Raw genomic sequence first — 25,804 nt, 5'->3', positions numbered from 1 at the left:
TATCTTTCCCGAAAAAGCTCACCATGGATCCGTCCACCGTCCACGAGGCGCAGTTGCAGGTCGAAATCGATCAGTTGCGCGCGCAGTTTCCGAATACACAAGAGCTGTATCGCGAGGTCTGCGTGCTGCTGTTCTTCCGCCACGGCATCACACCGACCGCGAACCGGCTCTACCAGCTGGTCCGGAAGGGCAGCATGAGCGCGCCGGCCGAGGCACTGGCGAAGTTCTGGGCAACCCTGCGCGAAAAAAGCCGCGTGCGGATTGAGCACGCCGACCTGCCCGAGGATCTGCAGGGCGCCGCCGGCGAGCTTGTGGCCGCACTGTGGCAGCGTGCCGCGTCGGCGGCCGAAGCGTCGCTCGCCGCACTGCGCGACGAGGTGGAGGAAGCGCGACTTGCCGCGGAGGCTTCGGTCGCGACGCTACGGGGCGATCTCGAGCGCACGGAAGCCGCCCTCGAGCAACGCTCGAGCGCTCTGCTCGCGTCGCAGGTTCAGGTGAGCGAGCTCGAACAGGCACTGGCCGCTGCCGGCGCGACACGCAGCGCGCTGGAAGGCGAAATTGCGCGTCTGCAGCAGGACGGCCGTGAGCGCGAGTCTGCACTCGCACAGACTCGCGCTGACTTCGCGGCTGAACTCGACAAGGTGCGTGCGAGCGCCGAACTGGCAGAAACGCGTCTGCAGGCGGCGGAGAAACGTGCGCTGCTTGAGATCGAGCGCGAGCGCAGCGTGGCTTCACGGCTTCAGCGTGACCTTGAAAGCGCGCAGCAACGCATAATGCGCGACGGCGAGCGCGCACAGGGGGAAATCCAGGCCCTGCAGGCGAAACTGGGTGACCTGCGCCATCATGCGGGCGTACTGGAGGGGCGACTGGTGGCCCTGCAGGCGAGCCATGATGCGCAGACCCAGACAATCGGCGCGCTGCGACAGAAGTCGGCCAGTGCGACGGGCCGCACACCGGAGCGCCGCAAGCCACGCCGTGCCGCCGCCGGCGCGGTGAAGTCCCTGCGCGGTGCCCGCAAAGGAGCCGCCGGGACATGAGAACCGTCAAACGACCGCGGCGCCGGTCGGTCCGTCCGGAGATCGGCGCGTTGATGCGTTACGGCGTGCGTGTTGTGCGCGTGGTGGCGGAGGCGCGTGGTCAGCGCGTGATCATCGAGTCGGTCAACGAGGACGGGAGACTTTTCCGGAGCGCGGTGAAATGGGGCAATCTTTCAACACTCACCACGCAGTTGTTCTGATTGCACGATGGCCGGCTGGTACAAGTTTTACTTCCGCAACAGAACAACTTTTACTTCGTCGGACGACAACGGTGGACGAGCGCGGCGAGGGGGCGTGACCGCCCGCGTCGATCGTCGCTAACCGGCCGCCGGGCCTTGCTGGATAAGGAGGCGGCGCAGGTTGGCTTGGAAACGGGGCGTTTCGGCCAATAAAGTGAAGGGTAACATAGTAAGGACTATGTTACCCTTCATTTCACGACGCGAGCGAAAGCCGTGGACTCGCGACGCCCTACACGTGCATTCGGTGCCGCCGGCTGCGGCGATCGACTAAGAGATCCGGCTACCGCCATGGCGGCCTCGTTTTCTGGCGCTAACGACAGCGTGCCAGTGGGGGAATCGTCCTTTTCGTGCAAAATCTGGCGGTTTCGCCGCAAAGCCTTCTGTAGCAAGGCCTTGCGGTCGATTCTGGCTATCGTCGGCAGTCCCGGCGGCGATCTGCGGTAAGCTACGTGCCCGCAATTTTCAATTGCGACCGTGACGGGAGGCAGCAGATGCCAGGCCTGGAATTTCGGTATGTGGGGCAAGATCGCTTACCCGCGCGACTGTCGGAGTTCGACGTCGAGCGCTACTTCGCGCTGAACGACAGCGACGTAGCTGCGATCAACGGACGTTTCCGGCGCGATCGTCGCGCGGGCGCCGCCGTTCAACTGGTCTTTCTGCGGGCCAGCGGCCACACGCTGGACCACGTTGGCACCCTTCCACGGCAACTGTTGCGCTATGTCGGCGAGCGACTCGGTCTGCCGACGCCGTCGATCGCATCGCTGCGCACGCTCTACCAACGCTACAAGACTCAATACGAGCACCAGGTGTGGGCGTGTGAATACCTCGGCCTGACGTCGATCGGCGCCGACCAGTGGGCCGGCCTCGGAACATGGATGCGTCAGGATGCGGCCGAATCGCTGACGCTCGACGAACTCGTCCAGCATGCGCATTACTGGCTGTACGAGCGGCGACTGTTGATTCCTGCCGAGCGAACGCTGCGGGATTTGGCGCGAGCGATCTGGGCGGAGGCCGAACGCTGTCTGCTCGCCACGATTCAGACGACCGTCAGCGACGCCGAACTGATGCGCGCCGATTCGGTCTTGTCCACGCAACACGGCACGTCAGGGATGACCGTGCTCGAATGGCTGAAGACGCCGCCGGCACGGCACAGCCCGTCGACCATTACCGAAACACTTTCGCAGGTCCGTTTCCTCAAGTCACTCGGCACTCATACGTGGAACCTGGACGCGGTGCCGATCGAGAAGCAGCGTGCCTATGCACAGCGCATACAGGCCCGGCGTCCCGCCAAGGTTCGTGAGCTCAAGGCGTCGACGCGCACGATCGAGCTGATCTTCTTCTTGCACTTCACGCTGCTGGAGTTGACCGACGCGCTGCTCTACCAAACGGGTCGCCGCGTGTCCGATCTCGTCCGGCACGCCTACGATCGGACGACGGTCAAGCAGGCCCGGTCCGCTGTCGAGTACCGCCAGCAGCTGATGTCGATCAAGGCGCTCGTCAACGATACAAGCCGCTCCGCAGAAGAACGGCTCGACGACATTGGCAAGTTGCTCGAGGATCTGTCAGACAAGCCGCCGACGAGTCACGCAGCCAGCGTTCGCGAAACGCTGACCGACGATCATCATCGCATCCGCAACCTGCTGGTGCCGTTACGCGAACTGGAGCTGTCCGGCAGGGAGGCTGAGCCGAGCCTGCGACAGCTCGAACTCCTCAGCTCGCTGCACGACCGCGGCGTGACCGAACTCCCCTCCGACTGCGAGGTGCCAGTAAGCGCAAGCTGGCGGGACCTCGTCGAGGGCGAGGACCGGGTACGTGCGATGCGGGCGCTGGAGGCTTCGGCGATCACGGGGTTGCGCAGGGGTTTGCGACGCGGATCGGTCTGGACCAGCCATAGCCTGTCGTTCCGCGCCCGTGATCAGTTGCTGATTCCGCCGGCGCAGTGGGAGTGCGATCGTGATCGGCATCTGTCATCGCTCGGCTTGTCCCACACGGCGGAACCCTTCTTGGAACGGCTATTGAGCCACCTTAAGGCGGGGCTGGCGGCACTCGAAGAAGCGCTGGTGGCCGGACGGGTCATTGTCGGGACGGACGGTGCATTGCACCTGTCAGCGATCGAAGCGTTGCCCACCGATGGCCTCCCGAGACGGATGCGCGACTTGATGTTCAAAGAAATCGGCACAACGCAGTTAGCCGATCTGCTCATCGAGATGGATGCTCACAGCGGTTTCAGCGAAACGCTGCTGGCGCGTCGCGCGCGCGATGCGAACGAACTGGTCTCGTTATACGCGGGGCTGATCGCACACGGAACGGATCTCGACGCGAAAAGCGTCGTGGCGATGGTCCCACAACTCGATCTGGCGCCCATCGCGACGGCGATGCGGGCGCTCGAGACGCCTGGCCGACTGTCGAGCGCGAACGAGCGCGTGGTTGAATTCCAGCGCACCCATCCGATTACCGAATTGTGGGGAACGGGGCGACACGCATCCAGCGATTCCATGAGTCTGGATACTTCGCCGCACCTCTTTTATGCCCGCGTCGATCCGCGGCGCCGAACCCACGCAGTCGGGATTTATACGCACGTACTGGATCAGCATGGCATTGTCTATAACCAACCGATCGTGCTGAACGAGCGGCAGGCGGGCGTGGCCATCGAAGGCGTACTGCGGCATAACGAAAACCGAGACGATGGCGGACTGATACGACTCTCCGTCGACACGCACGGGTACACGAACGTTGGGATGGCCGTCTCGAAGCTACTGGGATTCGACCTGTGTCCGCGCCTGCGTAATTTGGCCGAGCGCAAGTTGTATGTGCCGCGCGGATTTGCCGTCTCAGAAGGACTGGTGCCGGTCGTGGCCCACGACGTTTCGCTCAAGGCAATTCGCGACGGCTGGGACGAAATGCTGCGGCTCGTCGCCTCGATCCAATGTGGCCGCGTCAGCGCGGTGGTCGCGCTGCAGCGGTTCGGCAGTGCCGCACAAGGCGACCCGGTGCATCGGGCCGCCGATCAACTCGGCAAGTTGCTGCGCACGCTTTTCCTGTGCGATTACTTCAGCAACGTGGCGTTCCGCCGAGAGCTGCATACGTTGCTGAATCGAGGCGAGTCGGTCCACCAGCTCCAGCGCGCGATCTACACTGGCAGAGTGGCCTCCGAGCGCGGTCGACGTCGTGATGAAATGGTCGCCATCTCGGGTTCGTTGACACTGTTGACGAACCTTGTGATCGCCTGGAACACGCAGCGCATGCAGGCGACGGTCGACGGCTGGCGACGCAAAGGACGACCGGTCGACGACGAGTGGTTGCGCCGGATGGGGCCTGCGCATTTTGCGCACGTGAACTTCAGGGGCACATTGAGCTTTCCCATCGACCAATACACCGACGTCCTGCTGGAAGCCGCGCCCTGGCAGCGAGGCACGGGATCATAAGGCCTGCCGGATAGAGACGGACGGCGTATGGGTACGGTTGGCGGATTGGCGTCCATCCGATGAAGTCGATGAGCGCGATCAGCGCCAATACCGGTCTGCGACAGGATCGCACGATGCGCTGGAACACTACCGGGCCGCCAGTCACGAGCAGCGCGAACAGGAAGCGCGCCGGCACGAGACGCAGGTCCAGCAACTGCAGGCCGAACTGCGCCATGCCAATCAGACGGCTATCTTGACGCAAAACGAAATTACCCAACAGAACAAGGACAACGCGCGGCTGGTCAACGAGTCCGGCGCGGCGAGTACAAGTCAGCGAGAAGCGCGGGCACACGGTGAGCAGATACGGGAGGCGCTTGACCGCATGCGTGTCGATCAGGTCCGTTTCGAGACCGAACGCGATGCCCTACGTGCGACGGTCAGCACACAGTCGGGGAACTGGAAAGCGCACGTACGTCGCTCGGCGTAGCGACGGCGGCGCGGACAAAACTGGCGGCGCAGGTCGACGCCCAGCTGTGTCTGCTGGCTGCCTATCGGATGCGGTTAAGTCTGGGCGGCGCTGAAGCGCCAGATTTTGCATCCGGAGGACACGGTTTGGCCAAATCGGCCTCCTGATAAGCTCATGATTTTTCGTGGAATTTCTAACGAAACCGCCAGATTTTGCACGAAAAGGACGATTACCCCCAGTGGACGAATCCATCGGCTTTTCTTCCAACGCGAGGCGGCGCGCTCTTTGAGCCGGCCTAGGCTGCTGTTGAGGCGGGTTTGCCCGAGACCAACCTGCCGTTCAATTTCGGGGTGCCCACCCTCTGCGGCGCGGAAGGTGAGGGCCCGGGCGGGAGTGGGCCGAATTCTCTCCGCAGTGCGGAGAGAATTCGCGTGGAACCCTCAGGGTTCCGCCGTTGCCGAGATTCCGGTAACGTGACCCCTATTGGCACGCGCCGGCCCGCCGACTCCTCCACTTCTGACCAGATGACCGAACTCGTCCCCGCATCCCTCTTGACCGACATCCGCCGCATGATTGATTCGGCGCGCGCCCGGGCGGCGGCGGCCGTCAATGCGGAGCTGACCCTACTTTATTGGCAGGTTGGTTGTCGCATTCGAGATGATGTGCTGGGCGGAGAGCGCGCGGGCTACGGACAACAGATCCTCGCCGCGCTCGCACGACAACTGAGAGGTGAGTACGGCCGGGGTTGGAGCGAGCAGCAATTACGCCACTGCATCCGGGCGGCCGAGGTGTTTCCGGATGAACCAATTCTCTCCGCACTGCGGAGAGAATTGAGCTGGACCCATCTGAAGATGTTGATGTACGTCGACGACCCGCTCAAGCGCGACTTCTACATTGAGCTCTGTCGTCTGGAGCGCTGGTCGTCGCGACAGTTGCAGGAGCGGATGCAGTCGATGCTGTTCGAGCGCAGCGCACTGTCGCGCCAACCCGACGAAGTGATCCGGCGCGAAGTGGCGCACCTGCGCGACGCTCAGCAGATGACGCCTGACCTCGTGCTGAAAGATCCGTACATACTCGACTTTCTTGGCCTCAACGATCACTACCTCGAGCGCGATCTCGAGGATGCGATCCTGCGCGAGATGGAACAGTTCCTACTGGAGCTCGGAGCGGGCTTCACGTTCGTCGCGCGCCAAAAGCGGTTGCCAATCGACGACGACGACTTCTATCTCGACCTGTTGTTCTACAACCGCAAGCTCAAGCGTCTTGTCGCGATCGAACTGAAGCTCGGTTCCTTCAAGGCAGAGTACAAGAGTCAGATGGAGTTGTACTTGCGATGGCTCGCGAAGCACGAACAGGAGCCCGATGAGGCCCCGCCGATCGGCATCATCTTGTGTGCGGGGAAAAAGCAAGAGCAGATCGAATTGCTTGAACTCGGCAAAAGCGGCATCCACGTCGCAGAGTATCTCACCGTGCTGCCGCCACGCGAGACGCTGCAGGCGAAACTGCACCAATCGATCGCAGCGGCCCGTGCCCGGCTCGACGATAAGGGGGAGTCGTGATGATGGACGCTCCAGAATTGAATATCGACAGCGCTTCTAGCCCGACTTCGCCCGATGCGGCTGACTCAACACGATCGATCGGGCGGCGAGTCGGCAACTATGTTGCGGCGCACTTGTTCGAAGCGAGTGCGCTAGCATTGACTTTGGTCACGGGCCTTGCCTACGTGGTTGGCCGCTCGTACTTGAACGGCTGGGAAGAGGCGGCCGGCGTACCCGGCCTGATGTTTCGACGCGATCTATCCGACGTCATGCTTGCAGGCGCGACCGTGGCACGTGTCTGGATGATGCCGGTGCTCCTGGTGGTCGCGCCATTTCTGATCATGTGGGTAATGGCGACGGTGCCCGCATGGTTGACGACGCGATGGCCATTCCCAGCGCTTAAGGCGAGGTATCGTCGAGTCCGGCGCGTGTACCGCAGCGGCGTCGATCAGGTTAGATTGAGGTGGCGTTTCGCTGCGGCCGCTCACTTCGCGACACGAGGTCTTGAGCCGCAAGAGCGTCGACAATGTGCGGCATGGAGACGATGGAAGGTTCTTGGGTCGCGGCACCGCCGCTCTGCCGGACAAGATCATTCCGTTCGACCACCGCGCACAATGCGGCGCGTGACATTCGTGATGCTGCTCGTAGTCTTGGGTGCCGAGGGGGTGCTTGGTGGTTATACTTTTTTTGTCAACGCATTTCTGGACGAGCCGCGCCGCATGGGGCGTGAAAATTTCGCGAAAATTTATCTGGCAGTCACAGGTCGCGTGCCATACCAGTACGGGGATCAGCCTCGTGCTGCGCAGGAGCTGCAAGCCTGGGCGTGTGAAGGTCGCGCGATGCTTTCGTATTATCGAGCAGTGATCCTAAGCAACTCAACGGAGTCGTCGAAATCCAACGCGACGTACTATTTATTACAGGGTGCTGACCACACCTTTATGTTGCTTGGGGAGGCCGGCTCTGTAATTCGATCGCTTGGTGACGCGCCGTTCTCGATTTCCGAGTCGAGCGCGCGACCTCTATCGCACCTGGCACGCAGATGTGAGAGTGTTCGCTAGTCTGCGAAGGAAAGATTATCCGCGTAAACATGAAACCTGGCGAGGCAGTCCTTCTAACTACACTTCACCATGTCCGCTGACCCGATAACCTACTGTCTTGAGTGCATCTCGGATTACAGAGATTTCGAACGACTGAGCTCGGCCCTCTTGGCGGGGTTGGGATATCTGGAGATAGATCCGCTTGGGGGGACGGGTGACGGAGGCCGGGACGCGGTCATTCGAAGTGACAGTCAGGGCCGTAAAATCAGCTTTGCTTACACGGTCCGGTCTGACTGGCGTGCAAAGCTCCGCAGCGATTGCAAACGGGTTCATGATACGGGTCATGCGCCAGATGTCCTCGCGTTCGTTTGTACGGAGGCGCTGTCTGCATCGGACAAGGATTTCGCACATCAGTTTGTCAACGACACGTATGGTTGGTCGCTTGACCTGTTCGACCTTGAGCGACTGCGCGTGCAACTTGTTGGACCGCAGCGTCACCTGATAGCGCAGCACCCGAGCATCTTCACGCCTCCGTTCTTTCCACAACGCGGTGGAGAGTCAATCGCTGAGAGCCGCGATACGTTGCTGATTGATCATGTGAGGGAAGATCACGCCGTTGCCACATGGCTAGCCCGTCGACTCACGCTTGCAGGATATAGGACATGGTGTTATGGCAGTGCACCGCTTGCCGGGGAGCACCCCGACGATTCTGTGCGAGCGTTGCTTGATGCTCGCGCACGTCACTACTTGCCGGTGGTGTCGACTGCCAGCCTGTCAGACAGTATCTTCGTCGAACGATGCACGATCGCTACGAGCAAGACGGACTTCGTTCTACCTTGCACGGTCGCCGTGGCATCTGATTTACGCATGCCTTCGCGATTGACGAAATTGGTTCCGGCCGCCTTCACGGATTCATGGAATGTTGGCCTGGACCAGGTTCTTGCTCGACTCGGTACATTGGGTATCAAGCCAAGCCTGGATCGCGAAAGGGGGCGTCAGATTGCCCTTCGTGATTACCTGCCGACGCGGGTGATCGTCGCGAAACCTGAGCCAGTTTATGCGAACGTGTTCGCTCTTCAGCTTCCGGAATCGATGCTTCTTTTCGATCTTCGTAGGCCGCTTACAGAAGCACAAGTGCTTGATCTCCGCAGTCGATGGGCATTTGTCGAACTTGGTGCGACCCGACTTGTTGCTTTCACTCTGCCCCCGGAAAACGCCATCCCGGCGATAAAGGTGAACCGTACACCTGAATTCCTGTGGCAACACGTGAAGGAGCAGGATGGCAAGCGGACTCAGGATCTCGCAAAGGAGCTTGCTTGGCGCAGTCTGCAGGTGGTGTGCGCGCAGAAAGGCCTCAGATTTTGCCAAGACCGCAAAGTTTTCTATTTTCCCGAGCGCGAGTCGGGTGAGTGGAATCAGGCCATACGGCACGTCGACGGGCGCGCAACAAGTGTGCAGCTCACGGGCGAACGCACTAAAGGTTGGGGGGAACGTGCGTCACGGTTCCTTTACCAGCTAGCTCCCATTTTTCGCCCGCAGCTTGACGTTGATGGGTCATGGAACGTGGTCGTCAAAGTCTACGTGCGTGTCACAACACTCGATGGTGAATTGTTCGAGGGAAAGGAGATCGGGCGGCGTCGAAAGATCGTCACAAGATCGTGGTGGAACCAGCAATGGCTCGCACGCCTGTTAGGCGTAGTTCAGGGCCTTGAGACCTCACCCGGTCAAGTGATGATAGGTGAAGGGAGACGCACGGTAACCATGCAGACCCGGCCGCTCAGTTGGGAGTGCCCGGTCGGTCTCGATGTATTGGCGCTGTCCGGTATGTCGGATATTGGCCAAGAGATCGCACAGTATCGCGAGCGAATAGACGATGACGATGATGGGGAAGGGGGTGATGCGTCATCCTCGAGCGACGGAGCTTCCGCACCATGACTGACGTATTTCACTTCCTTGGCGAGCCTCTGCTTCAGTTCGGCTATGGCCAGACCGCCGAAGACCCGCATGATGGTCTCGCACTCTTTGGCCCGGCAGAGCCGCGTACGCAGTTGCCGGACCACATTGTCATCGGTACGGCTCAAGGGGTCGAACTCTGGAACGATTGGTGCGCTGCGCTGAACGCCTCCGCAGCCTGTGTTGATCCGGCGCGCCACCGGGCGTGGCCGCCATTTCCAGGCTTCGACGTTGCGTTCGGCGCACGATGGCCGAATCCGGTCCGCCGATACCTTGTAGACGCTGACGATCTGTCGGACGCCTCGCGCAAGACGGACAAATACGAACGCGCTTATGCGGTTGCGGGCCTTTATATGGAGCCAACCGGCCGGCTTTCGAAGCTCGACGCGAGGCCGGCGCTTGCCGTATGCGTCGTCCCCGATGAGGTTTACGAAAACTGTCGACCGAAATCATCGGTTGCACTACCGAAGCGCAGTGATACCGCCCGAAGCAGGCGTGAGGAGAAATTTCTCAAGGATGCCATTGACGATCGCAACAGCGGTCAGATCCGCATGTTCGACGACGAGGATCCGGCCGTTCTGGATGTACTGCAGGAAATGGACGAGTTCGAGGAGGCTCGCGGTTTGTCGCCCGACTTCCGGCGTCAGCTGAAGGCGAGAATGATGGCGCACGAGCTGCCGGTTCAGATTATCAAGGAGTCGACGCTACGAATCGTGCCACCGGTCCGGAAGGGAGAGCCTGGGACCAATCCGTTGTCGGACAGGCTCTGGAACTTCGGTACAGCGGTTTTCTACAAATGCGGCGCCAAACCGTGGAAAACGCCGTGGGCGCGAGAGGGAGTGTGCTATGTCGGCCTTGCATACAAGCTGACGGAGGATGGTCGCAACGCGTGTTGTGCCGCACAGATGTTTCTTGACAGTGGAGACGGCGTGGTTTTCGTTGGAGAGTTCGGTCCGTGGTATTCAAAAGAGCGCGGCGAATTTCATCTGCCGCCCGACAAGGCCGAAGCGCTGCTTCGCGGCACAATCGAGACGTACAGGCAGGAGGATGGACGTCCTTTGAAGGAGATATTCCTGCATGCCCGTTCGGGAATCGACACGGAGGAATACGCTGGCTTTCTTCGCGCGTGTCCGCCAGACGTTAAGCTGACCGCAATCCGGGTTCGTCAAGACCGTGGTGGCTTACGACTCTATCGATACGATGAACACCCAAACGTGTCGAAGCGAGGTCAACATCCAGTTCAGCGTGGGGTGTTCTGGCAGCGCTCTGAGCGATACGGACTCTTGTTCACGAACGGCTTCAAGCCGCGGATCGCAACTTACGACGGCTTCGAGGTGCCAGTTCCTTTGGCAATCAGCATCCAGCACGGCGGCGCCGATATTGTGCAAGTTGCCAAAGATATTCTCGGACTTACGAAGTTGAACTACAACGCGTGCCAGCTGGGCGAAGGGCAGCCTATCACGGTAAAGTACTCCGACAGGGTTGGCGAAATCCTGCTCGCCAATCCGGGGCTTCCCCCAGAAAAGTGGCGGCACAACTTCAAGTATTACGCATAGAGCGAGATGAAGAGGAGGGCACGTCGAGTTCGGCGGTAGCCGTGAATGGTAGAACTATCTATATAGGAAGGAAACCTTCCACGGAAAGATAGCGTTCGCCGGTATCGTAGGCGAATCCGAGCACGCGAGCGCCGCTGCGCAACTCGGGTAGCTGATGCGCAATCGCCGCTAGCGTGGCACCGGATGAGATGCCGATCAGCAAGCCTTCGTCACGTGCGGCTCGACGTGCGTAATCTCGAGCCGGCCCGTCGTCGATTTGAATCACGCCGTCCAGCAAGCTGGTGTCAAGATTCCCGGGTACGAAACCCGGGGCAAGACCTTGGAGCGTGTGGGGAGCAGGACGGCCGCCGGAGAGGACGGGCGAGGCCGAAGGCTCCACGGCAAATACCTTCAGATTTGGGAATCGCGCTTTGAGTACTTTGGCCACACCGGTCAAATGTCCGCCGGTGCCGACTGGACCGGCCAGAGTTTCATAGACACTCACGAGCCGTTTAACGCGTAGCGCCGCTCGAACTCAATCGGTGAAAGATCGCCGGCGGAACCATGCCGACGAACCGGGTTATAAAACATTTCGATGTAATCGAACAAGTCCGAGGTCGCGGTCGCCCGACTCGGATAGATGCGCCGCTTGATTCGCTCCTTCTTTAGGGCACTGAAGAAGCTCTCGGCCACGGCATTGTCGTGGCAATTACCGCGCCGACTCATGCTTGGCACCATATGGTGTGCCTTCAGGAATGACTGCCAGTCATCGCTCGTGAATTGACTGCCCTGGTCGGAATGCACCATGACACCGGGTCCCGGTTTGCGTTTCCAAACCGCAGCCAACAGCGCCTGTAAAACCAGATCGCTGGTCATCGTCGAGCGCGTAGCCCAACCGACGATCTGGCGCGAGTACAGATCCATAACAGCCGCCAGATACAGCCAGCCCTCGTAGGTCCGGATGTACGTGATGTCCGTTACCCAGACCCGGTTCGGTGCGGTTGGCGCGAACTCACGGTTCAACACGTTGGCGATTACGCCGACCGGACCACCCCGATAGCGGGGCTTGCTGCCATAGCCCACTTCTGCCCGCAGACCTTCGCCTCTCATGAGGCGATGGACGCGGTGACGGCTGCACGTTTCGCCCGATTCACGCAAATCCATCGTGACCTTGCGGTAGCCATAGACGCCGCCGCTGGCCAGCCACGCATGCTTGATCAGACCGAGCAATCGCTCATCCTCACGCTTGCGGGCCCCGACTGTCTGCCGCTGCCAGACGTAATAGCCGCTACGATGCACGCCAAGGACCCGGCACATCGAGTACAGGCGGAACTCGCCGAGATGGGCTCGCATGAACGCGTACCTTGCCGCTATCCCTTTGCAAAGTACGCGGCGGCTTTTTTTAGAATGTCGCGCTCCTCGGTCACGCGTTTGAGCTCGGCCTTCAGTCGCCGAACCTCGGCGCTCTGATCCAGCTGCGCTTGCCGCACGACGTCGGGCCTGCCGAACTTCAGTTTCCAGGCGTAAAGGCTGTGGGTCGTGATGCCCAACCGCTGCGCCACATCCGCCACCGAATGACCCCGTTCGGTTACCTGTTTGACTGCCTCGATCTTGAACTCATCCGTGTACCGCTTGCCGCTCATCCTGACCTCCTCGGTTGCCATAAATTATGGCTCGAAGATGTCTACGAAAGGCTGGCCGGTCCATGGCCTCATGTGCCGCGACGTTGACGGGATTCTCGAACTGTTGCGGCATCCAGGCGCCGGGCGTCTCTTCGGCGAGTTCGCATGCGCGATCAATGGCACCCTTCATGCCCAATTCCTTGGGCGTGAGATCGAAGGTTGCGCCGTACGCCAGCATGAGGCGGCGGCGTTCGATGGACATGCTTTCCGGCATCACGAGGACCAGCTTGTAACCTTTGACGGCGGCAACCAGCGCCAGTCCCACCCCGGTGTTGCCACTGGTGGGCTCGATGATGGTGCCGCCCGGTCTGAGTTTGCCGGATCTTTCCGCATCCTCGATCATCGCGAGGGCAATTCGATCCTTAATGGAGCCACCCGGATTGCCGCGCTCGGACTTGATCCATACGTTGGCGTTTGCTCCGAACAGGCGATTCATGCGAATGATCGGTGTATTACCAATAGTCTGCAGGACGTTGTCGAATTTCATGATGTCTGGAAGGCGAAAGATGAGTGATTACACGTGAAGTAGATCCGGGATCACTTCCGGTGTGCACTCGTTGTCAAGACCATGCGAAACTTGACGTCGCCCGATTTCATCCGTCGGTATGCGTCGTTGGCCTGTTCCAGCGGCATGACCTCGATCTTCGGACGAACCCCGGCGAGCACGCTAAACGAAAGCGTCGACTCATTTTCGTACGGCGTGCCGGTGATGGAGCCGAGCATGCTGCGCTCGCCGACGACCATTTGGCCGGTCGAAACAGGCAACGGATCCTTGCCGGCGCCCAGTAATACCAACCGTCCTTGCGGTGCGAGGCCAGCCATCAGCGCCGACACGGTGCCCGGATGAGCGATCGTGGTCAAAATGGCCTGCGCGCCGCCCATGCTGCCGAGCTTGGCCACTGCATCTTCCTGCTCGGTGTCGATGTAGATGTGTGCGCCGAGCGCGAGCGCGTCATCGGCGATGTCGTTGCCTCGTCCGACAGCGACGACTCGGAACCCCATGCGGCGTGCGTACTGCAGCGCCATATGTCCCAAGCCGCCGATACCCAGGACGACGACCGTGTCGCCAGCTTCGGCACCGCACTTCTTCAGCGCGTTGAACGTGGCGATGCCGGCGCAGAGAATCGGCGCCGCTTCCTCGGCATCGAGTTCGTCCGGAATAGATACGAGCCCGGTAGCGCGTGCCAGCATCATTTCGGCATACCCACCGTCGCATGTTGCGCCGACGAAAGGTTGATTCTGGCAGAGCTGAAAGTGTCCCTTTCGGCACTGGACACATTCGTTGCAATGTCCGCCCAGGCGACCAACCCCCACGCGCTGACCCACCTTCCAGATGGAGGGAACATGCGCACCGAGCGCCACGATGCGTCCGACCACCTCGTGACCGGGCACACGCGGCGGTTGTACTTCCGTACTGGCTCCTTCGACGTCGCCGACGTCGGCGCCGCAGATGCCGCAGGCCTCTACTTCGATCAACACTTCGCCGGTGCCCGGTGTGGGTGTCGGACGTTCCACTAGTTCAAGGAAGCCGGGGCGCGTTATTTGCATCGCACGATAGACGGTTTTCATGATCGTTGCTCCTGGTGTGGTCGAAAGGTATGAAGGCATGAGCGCACCGGCAAGGCGAGACGCCGGGTGTGCGGCGTCCACCATGCTCGATCGAAGTCGGACATTCGGGCCTGGTTCGAAGCTGGCCCGCGAGCTGCGTGCTCCGTGCGGCTCAAATTCTCAGAGCTGCGCGAATCCGCCATCGACGACGATTTCGGCGCCCATCATGTAGCGCGAATCATCGCTGGCAAGGAATAGCACGGCCTGGGCAATTTCCAGCGGCTCTCCCATGCGGCCGGCCGGAATACGTAAGGACATCTGACGTTTCGTCTCAGCCAGCTGCGCGGGCGTTGCACCTTCCAGCTCAAAGATTGGCGTATCGACCGCGCCGGGGCTAACGGCATTGACCCGTATCTTGCGATCCAGCAATTCGCAGGACCACGAGCGCGCGAACGAGCGAACCGCCGCCTTCGTGGCAGCTAGCGCCGAGAAACCGCCCATGCCAACGTTATTGAGCCATGCAGAATTGAGAATCACCGACGCCCCATCGCGCAGCACGGGTGTCACGGCTTGCATGGAGAAGAAGAGCCCCTTGACGTTGACTGCCAGCAGTTCGTCAAAGCGGGCCTCATCCGTGGTCAGCAGCGGCGTGGAGAACGCCACACCGGCATTGCCGAAGAAGACATCGAGCCCGTCGTCGCCAAAGGCGTCCGCGACCTGTCGAGCCATCCGCTTCATGTCCTCGCTGTTGCGCACGTCGGCCTGGATGGTCGTGATCGCACCGCCCAGCTTGGCGCGCGCGCGCTTCAGCCGTGCCTCGTCGCGACCGGTGATCGCAACCTGCGCGCCCTCGCGCACGAACAACTCGGCGGTAGCCAGACCGATGCCGCTGGTTGCGCCGGTAATCAAGGCGGTTTTACCCTTTAATCTCATGGTCAATTCGTTGATATGAGGTGGTTGTCAGGAGAACGTCCTAATCATTCGACTGGATCACCAGTTTTTCGCTTTCCGTTTCGAGCGTGGTGCTGACATCCGAGCCGCGGACGAGCGTCAAATCAACGGGGCACCGGTCGGCAATCGCCAGGAGTTTCTGCCGCTGCTCGTCGTCGAGCGGCCCCTCGAGGGAGATCGTCCGAGCGAACAGGTCGGCGGGCGTCTGATCGGGGCGCTTGCTATGCGTCACACGGGTAGATGCACGCACGAGCGGAATGCCTTTTCGGCGCGCGTACATTCGCATGGTCATGACCGTACATGCGGCGAGCCCGGCACAGACGAACTCGTAAGGCGACAGTCCGCTTGCCATCCCGCCAACGGACTCCGGTTCGTCGGCGAGGAACTGATGCTTTCCGCTACGCATGGCCAACTGAAACAGCCCCTTGCCTGTTTCCTCGGCCAATACGCCGTCTCCCTCGGAAATATCGGGTATATCGGCGGCTGCCGCGGGCAGGTAGCGTACGGCCCAAGCCGCGACCACCGACGCGACGTAGTCCGAATCCGGCCTACGAGTCAGCAGATGGTCGGCGTCGTCGAGCGACACGAAGCTCTTCGGATGGTGCGCGGCGACAAAGATTCGCGTTGCATGCTGAATGTCCACAATGCGATCACCGGGCGCATGCATCACAAGCAAGGGCTTGTGCATGCGTGCAATGCGATCCTCCAGCTTTTGTTGGCGCGCATCGTCGAGAAACGACTTCCGGAACGTGAACGGGCGTCCCGCAAGCAGAACCTCGGCTTCACCGTCAGCTTCGATTTGCGCGAGCGAATCGCTCCCGAACAGCCCGAGAACGTGTTCGACGCTCGAAGGGGCGCCGATCGTTGCGACAGCCTGCACCGAGGGCATATCGGCCGCGGCGGCCAAAGCGGCCGCTCCGCCGAGGCTATGACCGATCAGCAGGGAAGGCGCGCGGCCTGAGGCGGTCATGGCGCGGCCGGCCGCCACGAGATCATCGACATCCGCCGCGAACGTGGAATTTGCGAACTCGCCTTCGCTACCGCCCAAACCAGCGAAATCGAAACGAAGCACGCCGATTCCGCTCAACGCAAGGGCTCGGGCAATGCGTGCTGCAGCGACGCTGTCCTTACCGCACGTGAAGCAGTGAGCGAAAATCGCCCAACCGCGGGGCGTGGTCTGTGGGCTTTCGAGCCGGCCAGACAGAAGGGTTCCGTGCGCGCCGTGAAAATCGAAACGTTGCTCCGCCATGATGATCTCCTCAGTGAGACGCGGTCGTCAAAGAAGTGTTGCCTGTTGTGATGCGCGAAACGAGCGCCTGCACACCTAACCCAGCTGCCTCCACAGCACCGGCCAGATAGCCGGGAAAGTGGGGTGACCATTCGCTGGCGATACCGGTCAGGCGCCCGCTCCATGGACCTGAAGAAACCGTCGCGACAGGGGCGGCGGCATGCGCGTTCGCAGCGACGAGGTCCGCGGACGTGGCCGTATAGGGTTCCTGTGCCCAGTCCTTGATGAATTCCGCGCGGGGCGTGGCTGCCGCCGGGCCGAACAGGCGCACGAACTGCGCGCGGCTATGCATGCACAGCACTTCGTGGGATACGTTCTGGCGAACCTGGGCGGGCACGCCGAAGAAGCCGAACAGTGCCGCGCTGCCGCCAGGCATCGAGGCGTCGTGAATTTCTCCCAACGGCCCGCGCGCGCTGCGGGCTTCGCCGGAGAGTCCCTGATCGCGCCAGAACGGCGTATCGTAGATCGCGATGTACTTTGCGTGGGGAGCCATCCAGGTCGCCGTAGCGCGCCATTGCCGCGCCAGCATGGGTGGAAGCTCCGGCTCGAACGCAATGGTGTTCTCGGCGAGGCGGGGCGGCAGCGCCAGCAATACCTGTGTGACGCGCCACGTCGTGAAGCCGCCGGAAGCATCTTCACTATCCAGCTCGACATTCCCGTCCACGATACGCATGCGGTTCACCGACTGGCCGGTGATAACCCGCTGGGGATCCAGCGCCCGGCGTAGACGATCCACTAGCGAGCTCATGCCGCCGATCACGCGCATCGAGGCCGGCGAGTTGACGTAGCCGCGCATGCGCATCGGTGGCTCATCAGGTGAGCGCTCCACCATCATGTCGCCCGTTTCGAACTGTTCGAACTGTTCCAGGCCCAACGCGTCGACGAGGAGTCGCAGCTCATGCTGATACTCGGGCCAAAACCATGTGGGCCCAAGGTCGAAGCGGTCGATCGCGTCCGCAGTGAAATTGGCGTCGGGTGAGGCCTGTCCCGGGCCTGCGACGGAGACGATCCGGCCGCCGAGCGTATCGCGTGCTTCCAACAGCACGTAGTCCCGGATGCCCTGGCGCTCGAGCAACGAGGCGGCATAAAGGCCGCTTAATCCTGCGCCGATGATGGCAATGCGAGCTGTTTGCATGGCTATACTTCCGCTCCGATGGCGACCGGAAGACCAGTCTTGAGATAAACAGTGGCTCCCTGAGAAGCAGCAACGACGTGGAGGGAGTCCTCGGCGGGAAGGCGGATCCAGCTGCCGCTACCGTAAATTTCGCCCTCTGCCACCACGGCACCCGTCAGGACGAGTAGTTCGGCACCGTCTCCCTGCGCCGTGACGAGAGCATCGTTCGGCGCCACGCGGTGCAAGCAGACTTGTTCGGTCTCGCCGGCAAACAGTGGACAGACCTCGCGGCCGTTCTGCCTGCGCCAAGCGGCTGGATCACGGGTGTCCACGCGGACACGGCGCGCCTCATGTAACGGCATCTGACGTAGCTTGACGAAGATAGTGGCGCCGTCACGACTCGAGGGCTGATGACAGGAGCCGGGCGGATTACGGAGATACCAACCGGCCGGATAGTGGCCGCCTTCGTCAGAGAAAGTGCCTGAGAGCACGAGGATTTCCTCGCCGGCTGGGTGCTGATGGCGCGGGAAATGTGAACCTGGGGCGTAACGTACGATACTCGTTGCTCGCGCTTTTTCTGCGCCCACACGATCCAGCATGACGCGTTCGACGCCCCCTTGGGGCGACGCGACCCATTGGTATTCATGTGGCGTGACGATCGCGCGGCGCGAGAAATCGGCGTTGATTAGCATGGATTCTTCCAGACATCGGATCGAAAAATGTGGGCTGGCCGTCTCATCGTCGAGCGGCCAGCTCATTTTCGTACGGCTTACTTGTTGGGCAATTGCTGATAGGTCTCGATGACGCGTGCCGAATAGGTCAGCGCAGCACCTGCGTTGAGGGCGATCGCAACGCCGAGCGCCTCGGAGATCTCCTCCAGCGACGCACCGGCCTCGACGGCCTTCTTGGTGTGAACAGAAATACAGCCGTCGCAACGCGTGGTCACGGCCACGGCCAGCGCGATCAGCTCGTGCATCTTCGCTTCCAGATGGCCGGTCTTCGCGGCGGCGTTGTCGATTGTCATCAGACCGCGCACGACCTCGGGGCTCTGCTTCGCGTAATCGCCCACGCGCTCGAGCAGGTTGTCACGGTAGGAATTCCAGTCTTGCATCATGGCTTTTGCTCCTGTTGAGAATTGAGACGCCGGGTGTCAGCATGGCCCGGCGACATGGAATTACACCGTCTGGTAAATGCGCACATCGGGTGCGGCATCCAGCAGCGGTTTGAGGGCGCCCACGACGTCGGCGTTGAACAACTCGCTTTGCAGATAAGCGCTCGCATGCGCTTCGGTATCGAAGCCGTGCAGCACCTGGACATCGTCGTCCCGCACCAACAGTTCCTTGGATTTCGCACCCTCGATGGTCTCGAGGAACGGCGCCTTGTATTTCTGATAAATACCGGCAGCTGCAGCGCGATTGCCTTGGGCGACATTCAGCGTAATTTGCAGATAGGCCATTTGCAGTTCTCCTTGATAAGTGGAAGTTAATGCGAACCTGCGCGGCGCTCGTGTGCGCCGTACATCAATTGCGGCCGGCCATCACGCCGCCGTCGACATCCCAGATCGCGCCGGTGACCCAGCTCGCCTTGTCCGAGAGCAGGAAAGCGACGACTTCCGCGACGTCTTGCGGAGTCCCAACGCGGCCGATCGGGTGGAACGTGTTGAACCCTTGCAGTGCGGTGTGGACTTCGGCCTTCGGGATGAAGCCCTCGTAGATGGGGGTCTGGACGACCGCCGGCGACACGGCATTGACACGGATGTGCTTGGGCGCGAGTTCCATCGCGAGGTGCTGTGTCAGCGAGTGCAGACCGGCCTTCGCCATCGAATAGGCGGACGACGGCGTGGCTGCGATAGCCTGCTTTGCCCACATCGAACCGATGTTGACGATGGCGCCCGGCTTCCCGTTGGCGACCAGGTTGGCGGCGACCTTCTGCGTGATGAAGTAGAACGCCTTGTTCAGCTTCATGTATTGGTCATAATCCGCGCCGGTATGCTCGAGGAAAGGCTTGGGGAAGAACACACCCGCGGCATTGACCAGCAGATCGATGTCGGCGTGCTGTTCGTCGATGGTTTTGAGCAGCGTTGCTACGCCGTCGTCGCTGGACAGGTCTGCGGTCACTGCCCATACTTGGCCGAGCTTGGCCAGTTCCGCTCGCGCTTCTTCCGTTTTCTCCGGACGATTGCCGACGATTACTGCGCTGCCGCCTTCGGCCAGCACCATGCGCGCCGACTGCATGCCCATGCCGCTGGTACCGCCGACGACCAGCAGTTTCTTGCCCTTGAATTGGTTGCTCATCTCGAAACCTCTGTTGTATACCCGCCGATGGGCAGGTGTTGGACTAGAAGAAAAACTCGCACGGCGCGGGTGGCTCGCTACTTCGATGCCCCGCCGGTGCGGCAGACTGCGACTGTCCGGGCTTCCGCCAACCCGCCATCGGCACCAATGCGAACGGATAAAAGGGTGCTGCTTTTTCCCGTATTTGCATTGCGACCACGTCGCGGGCGGAAGCCACTGACCGTCGACATGGGCATAATTCTTTGCCTGTTTGCATCCGCCGACAAACGAGATAAAGTGTCCGGTATTGAAAGAAAAACTTTGTCTCCATGAAATCTCCCGTCCATCTCAACGCATTACGGGCCTTTGAGGCCAGCGCTCGCCATCAGAGCTTCTCTGCGGCTGCGGTGGAACTGAACGTCACACCGGCAGCGGTCGGGCAATTGGTGCGCACACTCGAGGATTGGTTGGGCACGCCGTTGTTTCTTCGAAGCACCAGCGGGCGAGCGAGGCTCGTCCCCACGGAGATGGCCGAACGCGCGTTGCCGGACATCAGGGCCGGTTTCGACCGGCTAACGCTGGGTTTGGAGCGGTTGCAGGAGATCTCGACCAGCGGTGTGCTCACCGTGACGGTCAGCCCGGCCTTTGCCGCGAAGTGGCTGCTACCCCGCATCGATCGGTTCCAGGCCGCATGGCCTGACACGGACGTGCGCCTGGATACGAACCATAAGTCAGTCGATTTCGTGGCCCAGCGGATCGATATCGGTGTGCGCTATGGGATGGGAAGCTGGTCGGGCCTCAAGGCTGACAAGCTGATGGACGAGGAGGTTTATCCGGTGTGCTCACCGGAACTGCTGCGGCAGCATTGGCGTCTGCGCAAACCGGCTGACATCGTGCGCGAGACCTTGATCCACGATTTGTCGATGGACGGCCACGCAGGCTTTCCGACCTGGGAGGTATGGATGAAGAAAGCGGGTGTGACGAACGCGCCTCCCACGCGCGGCATGCAGATCAACAATTCCGCCGCAGTGCTCCAGGCTGCGATCGAGGGACACGGCATTGCGCTCGCACGCAGCGTCATGGCGCGGGATGATCTCGCGAGCGGGCGATTGGTTCGATTGTTCCCGGATATCAGCGTTGCATCCGAGTTGGCCTACTACGTCGTTTATCGGCCGGAGTGCGCCAGCTTGCCGAGATTGGTCGCCTTTCGTGACTGGTTGCTCGCCGAGGCGCAGCATGACGGAACAAGTCCCTGATCGAAAGATCTAGCGCTTACTCGTACCAACATTCTCCCATCTGCCGCATACCTTAGCGGCAGATTTGTTGTTTTGGCGATTGGTGGTTATGGCTTTCCGCCGAAAATGCGAAAAGCCACGCCGTGCCGTTCAGTCGTGAAGGGGCGTGCGGGGAAGTAGACATACGGACGTATCGATTGACGGTGCCGTTGCTCGACGACATGAAGTGGTGGTTCGAAGCGACACTCACCACGCTCTCCGCGAAGTCGGACGCGACCAAGGCGAGCCTACGCGCTAAACCGCTGGTCGGCGCTCATCTACTGCTGCAGCGAAGGGCCACGGTGATCGACAGCCTGATTGCCGAGTTAGCGCTGGGGCGGAGTCGCGTCCAGCGCGTGGGCGGCGTGCGTATGAGGCATCCAATGGGGCTGGCGCGTCGTAGCTTTTCGGCAAGCGCCGGGTTGCGCGCATTCATACGCTCGGGAATATCTCGGAGAACGTCACGAACCATCTGCCGCAACCGCGCTTGATACCGGTGCTGCCAGGTTGTGTTGCGCGATGCGCGACACTGAGGGCGGTGACTAGCGGCGTTGCCGGACGCCTGTGGGCGCGCACGACCGGCAGCCCCGCGCCTTCAGCGCGCGCCGCCGGACGTCCCGCGCAAGCGCCGGCAAGGCCACTCGCCCCGATTTCGCCCCTTTTCCTATTACCTGTTGCCATAACGCGCCGCGAGCGTCCGCCGCGATGGGGGGCCTTTGATTTTCATGTGTTTTTCCGGTTAAGCGCTTTTCGGCCTTGTAAGGCTTTGCCTTGCGGCCCCCAATAACTATTCCGATAAAACAATGAGTTAGTGTCTACCCTTTGCTCGCGAAGCGGAGGGCGTCCTCGGATGCCGCGGTATCACCGACGGGTGTTATCACGATCAGCGGAGTGAGTTCACCTCGTCGTTACGCGCTCCGACTGGTTCATGGGATGAGGTTGTCGGCCGCGACAGTAGGCAAGATCCGCCTTGCGTAGAGCACCCCGGGAAAGTTGAACATGCCGCACAAGTTGATGTCCTCGAGATGAGCGGAGGCAATTCGCCGAGTTGCTCGATCGTGATTGGCTGCCCCCAGCTGCCTTCAATGTTCTCCAGGGGGCGTTGCATGTAGGTGGTGTTCCACGCCATCAAGATGTTTGATAACAGTGTCAATGCCGATGACACCGCAGCGAGCGCGCCGCGCACGCTCCACCGGAATGCGCCCGATGTGAATTGCGCGTTGCACGGTATGCACCGCTTCTTCTCGATTCAGCGTATGTTGCATCTCCGACCGGAACGAAACATTGGTGAAGTAGCCGATCAAAAACACGCTTCTTAACAGGCGACCGATGTGAACGTCGACATCCCACCCAGCTTGCCCTCGACCAGTGGAACGGAATCTGTCGGTCGCCTCGATAGCTGTACGTCGCTGCCTGCTTGAGACAGTTCCTCAATCGCCTCAATTTCGACGCTGCGCTCCGTGCGATATCGCGTTACCGATGCCCGCGCTAACAGTCAGGAAAACACGGCGCTAGCAGTATTACTGGACGCTGCTAGCACTCTTGTGAACGCCGCTAGCAGTGATTGTGAACGCCTACAGACGCTGAAGCGTTTCGGCCATCCGCGGCCGCGCGCTGTGCGCCGGCCGCCGGCGCAGCTTCCCGGACAGCAAGATTTCTTCGCTGATAGCAACGAACTCGAGCAGCTGGCAGATCACTAATCGGGCGCTGCTATCGGACTGCTACTATCCATCCACACCAATCGTCGGCGACGTCGGATGTGCCGGCGCCGCTGGCTACGAGCGGCACTGAGTCAACTTTTGGGCTGCTATCGAAAGGATTCTCCGATGAGCACATTCCGCACCGAACAAGATCTTCGGCACGCATTGAGCGAGGCCGGATTGGACTCGCTGTCGGACCGGATCGTGGCGACGATGCGTCCCGCCATTCAGTTCGTTCGCAGACAACAGCCTGACGATGCACTGCCGCCTGGCACAAGCAAGATCGGCGGCCTGCCCGATCTGCCCCCGGGCTTCGCCTGGCCACACCGGCGATCGCCGGTGGATGCCGATACACAGATTCGCGCATTGCGCGAACAGCGCATTCGCGACCGGGAGCGCTCGGCCTCGTCCAGATCGCAACGGCCCAGTGACGATATCTTGGCTTTGCTGTCGGAACACGAGCGGGAAGCGTGGCTTCGCTCGATAGAAGCCAACCGTCCCGACCCGGACAAGCTCACGGCCATACACGCGCAAGAGGACCGTTACGACGACTTGATGGTGGTTGCTTTGGGCTGCGAATTCCCGCTGGCTTTTCTTGCGCAGATCAACCTCGGCGCTTTGTCGAATGAATCAGGCTTCGACCGTGATTTTCCCCGGCACGGCGTGTTTAGCTTGTTCGAGGATCTGACGGCTCGCGATGGCGACGGCTCGTTCCAAATGCATTGGTTCGACGTCACCGCCGAGACACTGGAGCGCGGAGCGCCCCCCGCGACGTTGATCGAATTGTCCGACGCCCGGCAACCGGATTTTCCCTGGCACGAACAGATGATGGCGGAAGTGTTGCAGCCACATTCCACATTGGTGGTGCCTTTCCACTGGATCGAGGCCGTCGGTCCTGAGCGAGACGCCGTATTCGACTTTTTGCACCGGCCTGTCGGCGGCTATTTCCCGCAGCCGGATGTCGTCGAAGGTGAGCAGGCCGGCAATTTCGGCGACTTCCTCGGCGGCTGGCCGAAGCCGATCCAGGGCGATCCGGAACGCATGTTCATCGGGGATGCGCGGAGTTTTCTCAGCCCCGGGGACGACAGGATTCGTCACCTCTTTTCGTGGGGCGGCGAATACTACGCAGGCACCCGGCGGATGCACGCGCCCTCCGGCGGAGACGGTACGACCTATCTCATGATTCAACGCGACGATCTGCTGAGTCGTCGCTTCGACAAGGCCCAATCGCTCTATCAGTGCGACTGACCTTAAATCCGCCCCCTCAATATATAAGGAGATCCAATGCGCTGGTGCACCCGACTATCTGCAGCAATGGTGGCCGCAGCCACGTTCAGCGCGATCGTTCCGCATATGCAGGCAAGGGCAGCCACTCCATCTGCAGACGTTTATCGTCCTTTAACGGCAGAGGCTCTGCTCTCCGGAATCGACAACGGAACACTGGCAGGCAGCGAAGAAGGCGAGGTGAGGCAACGAACAATCTCGACGAACAGGGCGACGAGCTTCATCTACGGCGTGGCCGACACGACCGCCGGAATGGCATGGTGTCCGCCGCCCAGGATGGCGGCGACCGAACTGGTTGTCGCGACCTATGGGTATCTGACCAAGCTTTCGCCGCGCGACCTGCAGGCCCCGGCTGCGCCCCTGATCACTCGGGCATTGAAGACTGCTTACCCTTGCATCCGATAAGAAGCGTGGCCCACAACCGTCCAAGTCAGGGGGAGGCCATTACCAAGAGGACCAGCCGCAAGAATTGCTTTTAGGTGCAGAGAGCGGCATGAACAATTAGATTCGATCTGGCGACGCTCGCAATCGCCGCGCCTCCACAAAACCGGGACCGCGCGGGGAGCGACCGTCGCGAACACCTACGGGAGTAGTTGCTCATTCGAGTACGGGGAAATCCCATCAAGACGCTGGGCGCCGAGCCTCCTAAGCAACCGCGCGCAAAGGGACGTCGGCCCGAACACGTACTCGGCTGTTTCGTGCCGACAAGTCGATGCCGCCGAGCTGCTTGCCGCACGGACTCCCGACAAAACGCGAAGCGCTCGCGCGCTGGCTCTCGGTCTACCGAGAAGGCCAGGCACCCACGGAGGCGCGCGCGACCCTGGCCGCCGCGCCCGCGCAACTGGAATCGCTCGTCAGTGCACTCGAGGTGGCGGCCGACACTTTGTCGGCCGCCGATGCGGACCACCTGTGGACGCAGTTGCAGACGATCGCTCGGACGTTAAAGCGCGCCGGCCATCCGCGGCCGCGTGCAGCACGCCGGCCGCCGGCACCACTGCCGGGACAGCCTGACTTCTTCGACGAATGCGACGATCTCAAGCAGTTGGCCGAACAGTAAGCTCGCCTCCCTCCGGGACAACCACGATGCATCTACACCGTATCGTCGAAGCCACGAGTCGAAAGCGGATCCCGACTCCCCCGGCCAACGTCGAGGACGGCCGGCGCTCGGCTTCGCTCCGCTGGTGTCTGCGCGCACTTCGAGTCTTCAGCGCATCATTCAAGGTCCATTGAGAGGTCTGACGAGAGATCGTCATGTCGAACCGACACGCACCTTCATCACGACGACACCACCCGGCCGCGCACGCGAAGCTCGCCCCGACCTTGTTGCTGTCAACGCCCCGACTGAAAGCAGAGGAACTCGCATTGCAGTATCACGCGGCCTTCCGGCCCCTGCGGACTGGTTGTTCTCCTCCAGGTGGTCGTGCTTATGGGGTTCGTCAACAAAGCCCATAAGCACGAATTGTGTGTCGAGGTTACGGTGG

Annotated in this window: 21 protein-coding genes and 4 pseudogenes; 13 read left to right on the top strand and 12 right to left on the bottom strand. The window is 61.1% G+C overall.

All coding sequences use genetic code 11. The features are described from left to right. The first annotated feature begins 23 nt into the window (after window positions 1-23). From J7024_RS15830 to J7024_RS15795, 8 genes are all read left to right on the top strand, one after another. Window positions 24-1,037 (top strand): DNA-binding protein, encoded by a 1,014-nt coding sequence (locus J7024_RS15830; RefSeq protein WP_059889259.1) that lies wholly within the window; start codon window positions 24-26, stop codon window positions 1,035-1,037. Then, window positions 1,034-1,237, top strand: coding sequence for a hypothetical protein (locus J7024_RS15825; RefSeq protein WP_059889261.1), 204 nt, complete (start codon window positions 1,034-1,036; stop codon window positions 1,235-1,237). The genes J7024_RS15830 and J7024_RS15825 overlap by 4 nt, the downstream gene beginning before the upstream one ends. A 530-nt stretch (window positions 1,238-1,767) precedes the next feature. Next, on the top strand, window positions 1,768-4,701 hold the full coding sequence (locus J7024_RS15820; RefSeq protein ID WP_234745286.1) for a Tn3 family transposase: 2,934 nt from the start codon (window positions 1,768-1,770) through the stop codon (window positions 4,699-4,701). Window positions 4,702-4,738: 37 nt separating this feature from the next. Continuing rightward, window positions 4,739-5,167: a hypothetical protein gene (locus tag J7024_RS15815; RefSeq protein WP_234745285.1), complete on the top strand. Its 429-nt coding sequence runs from the start codon at window positions 4,739-4,741 to the stop codon at window positions 5,165-5,167. Between the two features lie 503 nt (window positions 5,168-5,670). After that, window positions 5,671-6,705, top strand: coding sequence for a PDDEXK nuclease domain-containing protein (locus J7024_RS15810; protein WP_105823346.1), 1,035 nt, complete (start codon window positions 5,671-5,673; stop codon window positions 6,703-6,705). Next, window positions 6,705-7,742 (top strand): hypothetical protein, encoded by a 1,038-nt coding sequence (locus J7024_RS15805; RefSeq protein WP_234745284.1) that lies wholly within the window; start codon window positions 6,705-6,707, stop codon window positions 7,740-7,742. Before J7024_RS15810 ends, J7024_RS15805 begins: the two co-directional genes overlap by 1 nt. Window positions 7,743-7,811: 69 nt before the next feature. Beyond that, window positions 7,812-9,656, top strand: coding sequence for a TIR domain-containing protein (locus tag J7024_RS15800; RefSeq protein ID WP_146122782.1), 1,845 nt, complete (start codon window positions 7,812-7,814; stop codon window positions 9,654-9,656). Then, complete coding sequence (locus J7024_RS15795; RefSeq protein ID WP_146122783.1) at window positions 9,653-11,230, top strand: hypothetical protein; 1,578 nt, start codon at window positions 9,653-9,655, stop codon at window positions 11,228-11,230. The genes J7024_RS15800 and J7024_RS15795 overlap by 4 nt, the downstream gene beginning before the upstream one ends. 58 nt (window positions 11,231-11,288) lie before the next feature. Here J7024_RS15795 and J7024_RS15790 read toward each other — a convergent pair. From J7024_RS15790 to J7024_RS15740, 11 genes and pseudogenes are all read right to left on the bottom strand, one after another. Beyond that, a pseudogene (locus J7024_RS15790) lies at window positions 11,289-11,690 on the bottom strand (pyridoxal-phosphate dependent enzyme); the annotation flags it as partial. A 20-nt stretch (window positions 11,691-11,710) separates the two neighbouring features. Continuing rightward, window positions 11,711-12,852 (bottom strand): IS3 family transposase gene (locus J7024_RS15785; RefSeq protein WP_175978169.1). Its coding sequence is split into 2 segments (ribosomal slippage): window positions 11,711-12,615 and window positions 12,615-12,852, totalling 1,143 coding nucleotides; the frame shifts between segments, so codons are not numbered across the junction. A gap of 70 nt (window positions 12,853-12,922) precedes the next feature. Then, a pseudogene (locus J7024_RS15780) lies at window positions 12,923-13,378 on the bottom strand (PLP-dependent cysteine synthase family protein); the annotation flags it as partial. Between the two features lie 50 nt (window positions 13,379-13,428). Further along, window positions 13,429-14,460, bottom strand: coding sequence for an alcohol dehydrogenase (locus J7024_RS15775; protein WP_012372473.1), 1,032 nt, complete (start codon window positions 14,458-14,460; stop codon window positions 13,429-13,431). Window positions 14,461-14,619: 159 nt separating this feature from the next. Then, entirely contained in the window at window positions 14,620-15,372 is a 753-nt protein-coding gene (locus J7024_RS15770; RefSeq protein ID WP_105787954.1) for an SDR family oxidoreductase, read from the bottom strand. 40 nt (window positions 15,373-15,412) lie between these two features. Beyond that, window positions 15,413-16,639, bottom strand: coding sequence for a bifunctional alpha/beta hydrolase/OsmC family protein (locus J7024_RS15765; protein ID WP_012372475.1), 1,227 nt, complete (start codon window positions 16,637-16,639; stop codon window positions 15,413-15,415). Window positions 16,640-16,649: 10 nt separating this feature from the next. Next, window positions 16,650-17,813, bottom strand: coding sequence for a flavin monoamine oxidase family protein (locus J7024_RS15760; protein ID WP_181157841.1), 1,164 nt, complete (start codon window positions 17,811-17,813; stop codon window positions 16,650-16,652). A 2-nt stretch (window positions 17,814-17,815) separates the two neighbouring features. Continuing rightward, window positions 17,816-18,484 carry a cupin domain-containing protein gene (locus J7024_RS15755; protein ID WP_105823352.1) on the bottom strand — a complete coding sequence of 223 codons (669 nt, stop codon included), beginning with the start codon at window positions 18,482-18,484 and terminating at the stop codon, window positions 17,816-17,818. A gap of 77 nt (window positions 18,485-18,561) precedes the next feature. Further along, entirely contained in the window at window positions 18,562-18,906 is a 345-nt protein-coding gene (locus J7024_RS15750; RefSeq protein WP_011661316.1) for a carboxymuconolactone decarboxylase family protein, read from the bottom strand. A gap of 60 nt (window positions 18,907-18,966) precedes the next feature. Beyond that, window positions 18,967-19,248 (bottom strand): hypothetical protein, encoded by a 282-nt coding sequence (locus tag J7024_RS15745; protein WP_105823353.1) that lies wholly within the window; start codon window positions 19,246-19,248, stop codon window positions 18,967-18,969. A 64-nt stretch (window positions 19,249-19,312) separates the two neighbouring features. Continuing rightward, window positions 19,313-20,086, bottom strand: a complete 774-nt coding sequence (locus J7024_RS15740; RefSeq protein ID WP_011661318.1) for an SDR family NAD(P)-dependent oxidoreductase — start codon at window positions 20,084-20,086, stop codon at window positions 19,313-19,315. A gap of 308 nt (window positions 20,087-20,394) precedes the next feature. Between J7024_RS15740 and gcvA the strand changes: the two genes are divergently transcribed. Next, window positions 20,395-21,321, top strand: a complete 927-nt coding sequence (gene gcvA, locus J7024_RS15735; protein ID WP_038442242.1) for a transcriptional regulator GcvA — start codon at window positions 20,395-20,397, stop codon at window positions 21,319-21,321. 182 nt (window positions 21,322-21,503) lie between these two features. Next, window positions 21,504-21,674 (top strand): annotated as a pseudogene (locus tag J7024_RS15730) (IS66 family transposase); the annotation flags it as partial. 548 nt (window positions 21,675-22,222) lie between these two features. Here J7024_RS15730 and J7024_RS15725 read toward each other — a convergent pair. Continuing rightward, a pseudogene (locus J7024_RS15725) lies at window positions 22,223-22,736 on the bottom strand (Tn3 family transposase). Window positions 22,737-23,165: 429 nt separating this feature from the next. Between J7024_RS15725 and J7024_RS15720 the strand changes: the two are divergent. From J7024_RS15720 to J7024_RS15710, 3 genes are all read left to right on the top strand, one after another. Next, window positions 23,166-24,287 (top strand): DUF1963 domain-containing protein, encoded by a 1,122-nt coding sequence (locus tag J7024_RS15720; protein WP_105823354.1) that lies wholly within the window; start codon window positions 23,166-23,168, stop codon window positions 24,285-24,287. Between the two features lie 36 nt (window positions 24,288-24,323). Beyond that, complete coding sequence (locus J7024_RS15715) at window positions 24,324-24,728, top strand: Rap1a/Tai family immunity protein (RefSeq protein WP_146122784.1); 405 nt, start codon at window positions 24,324-24,326, stop codon at window positions 24,726-24,728. A 307-nt stretch (window positions 24,729-25,035) separates the two neighbouring features. Continuing rightward, window positions 25,036-25,380 (top strand): hypothetical protein, encoded by a 345-nt coding sequence (locus J7024_RS15710; RefSeq protein WP_105823355.1) that lies wholly within the window; start codon window positions 25,036-25,038, stop codon window positions 25,378-25,380. Window positions 25,381-25,804: the final 424 nt, after the last annotated feature.

Source organism: Burkholderia sp. WTPI3 (assembly GCF_021483755.1).
Classification (GTDB): Bacteria; Pseudomonadota; Gammaproteobacteria; order Burkholderiales; family Burkholderiaceae; genus Burkholderia.
The sequence above is the reverse complement of the archived record's forward strand: the minus strand, read 5'-3'. Positions and strand labels throughout refer to the sequence as shown.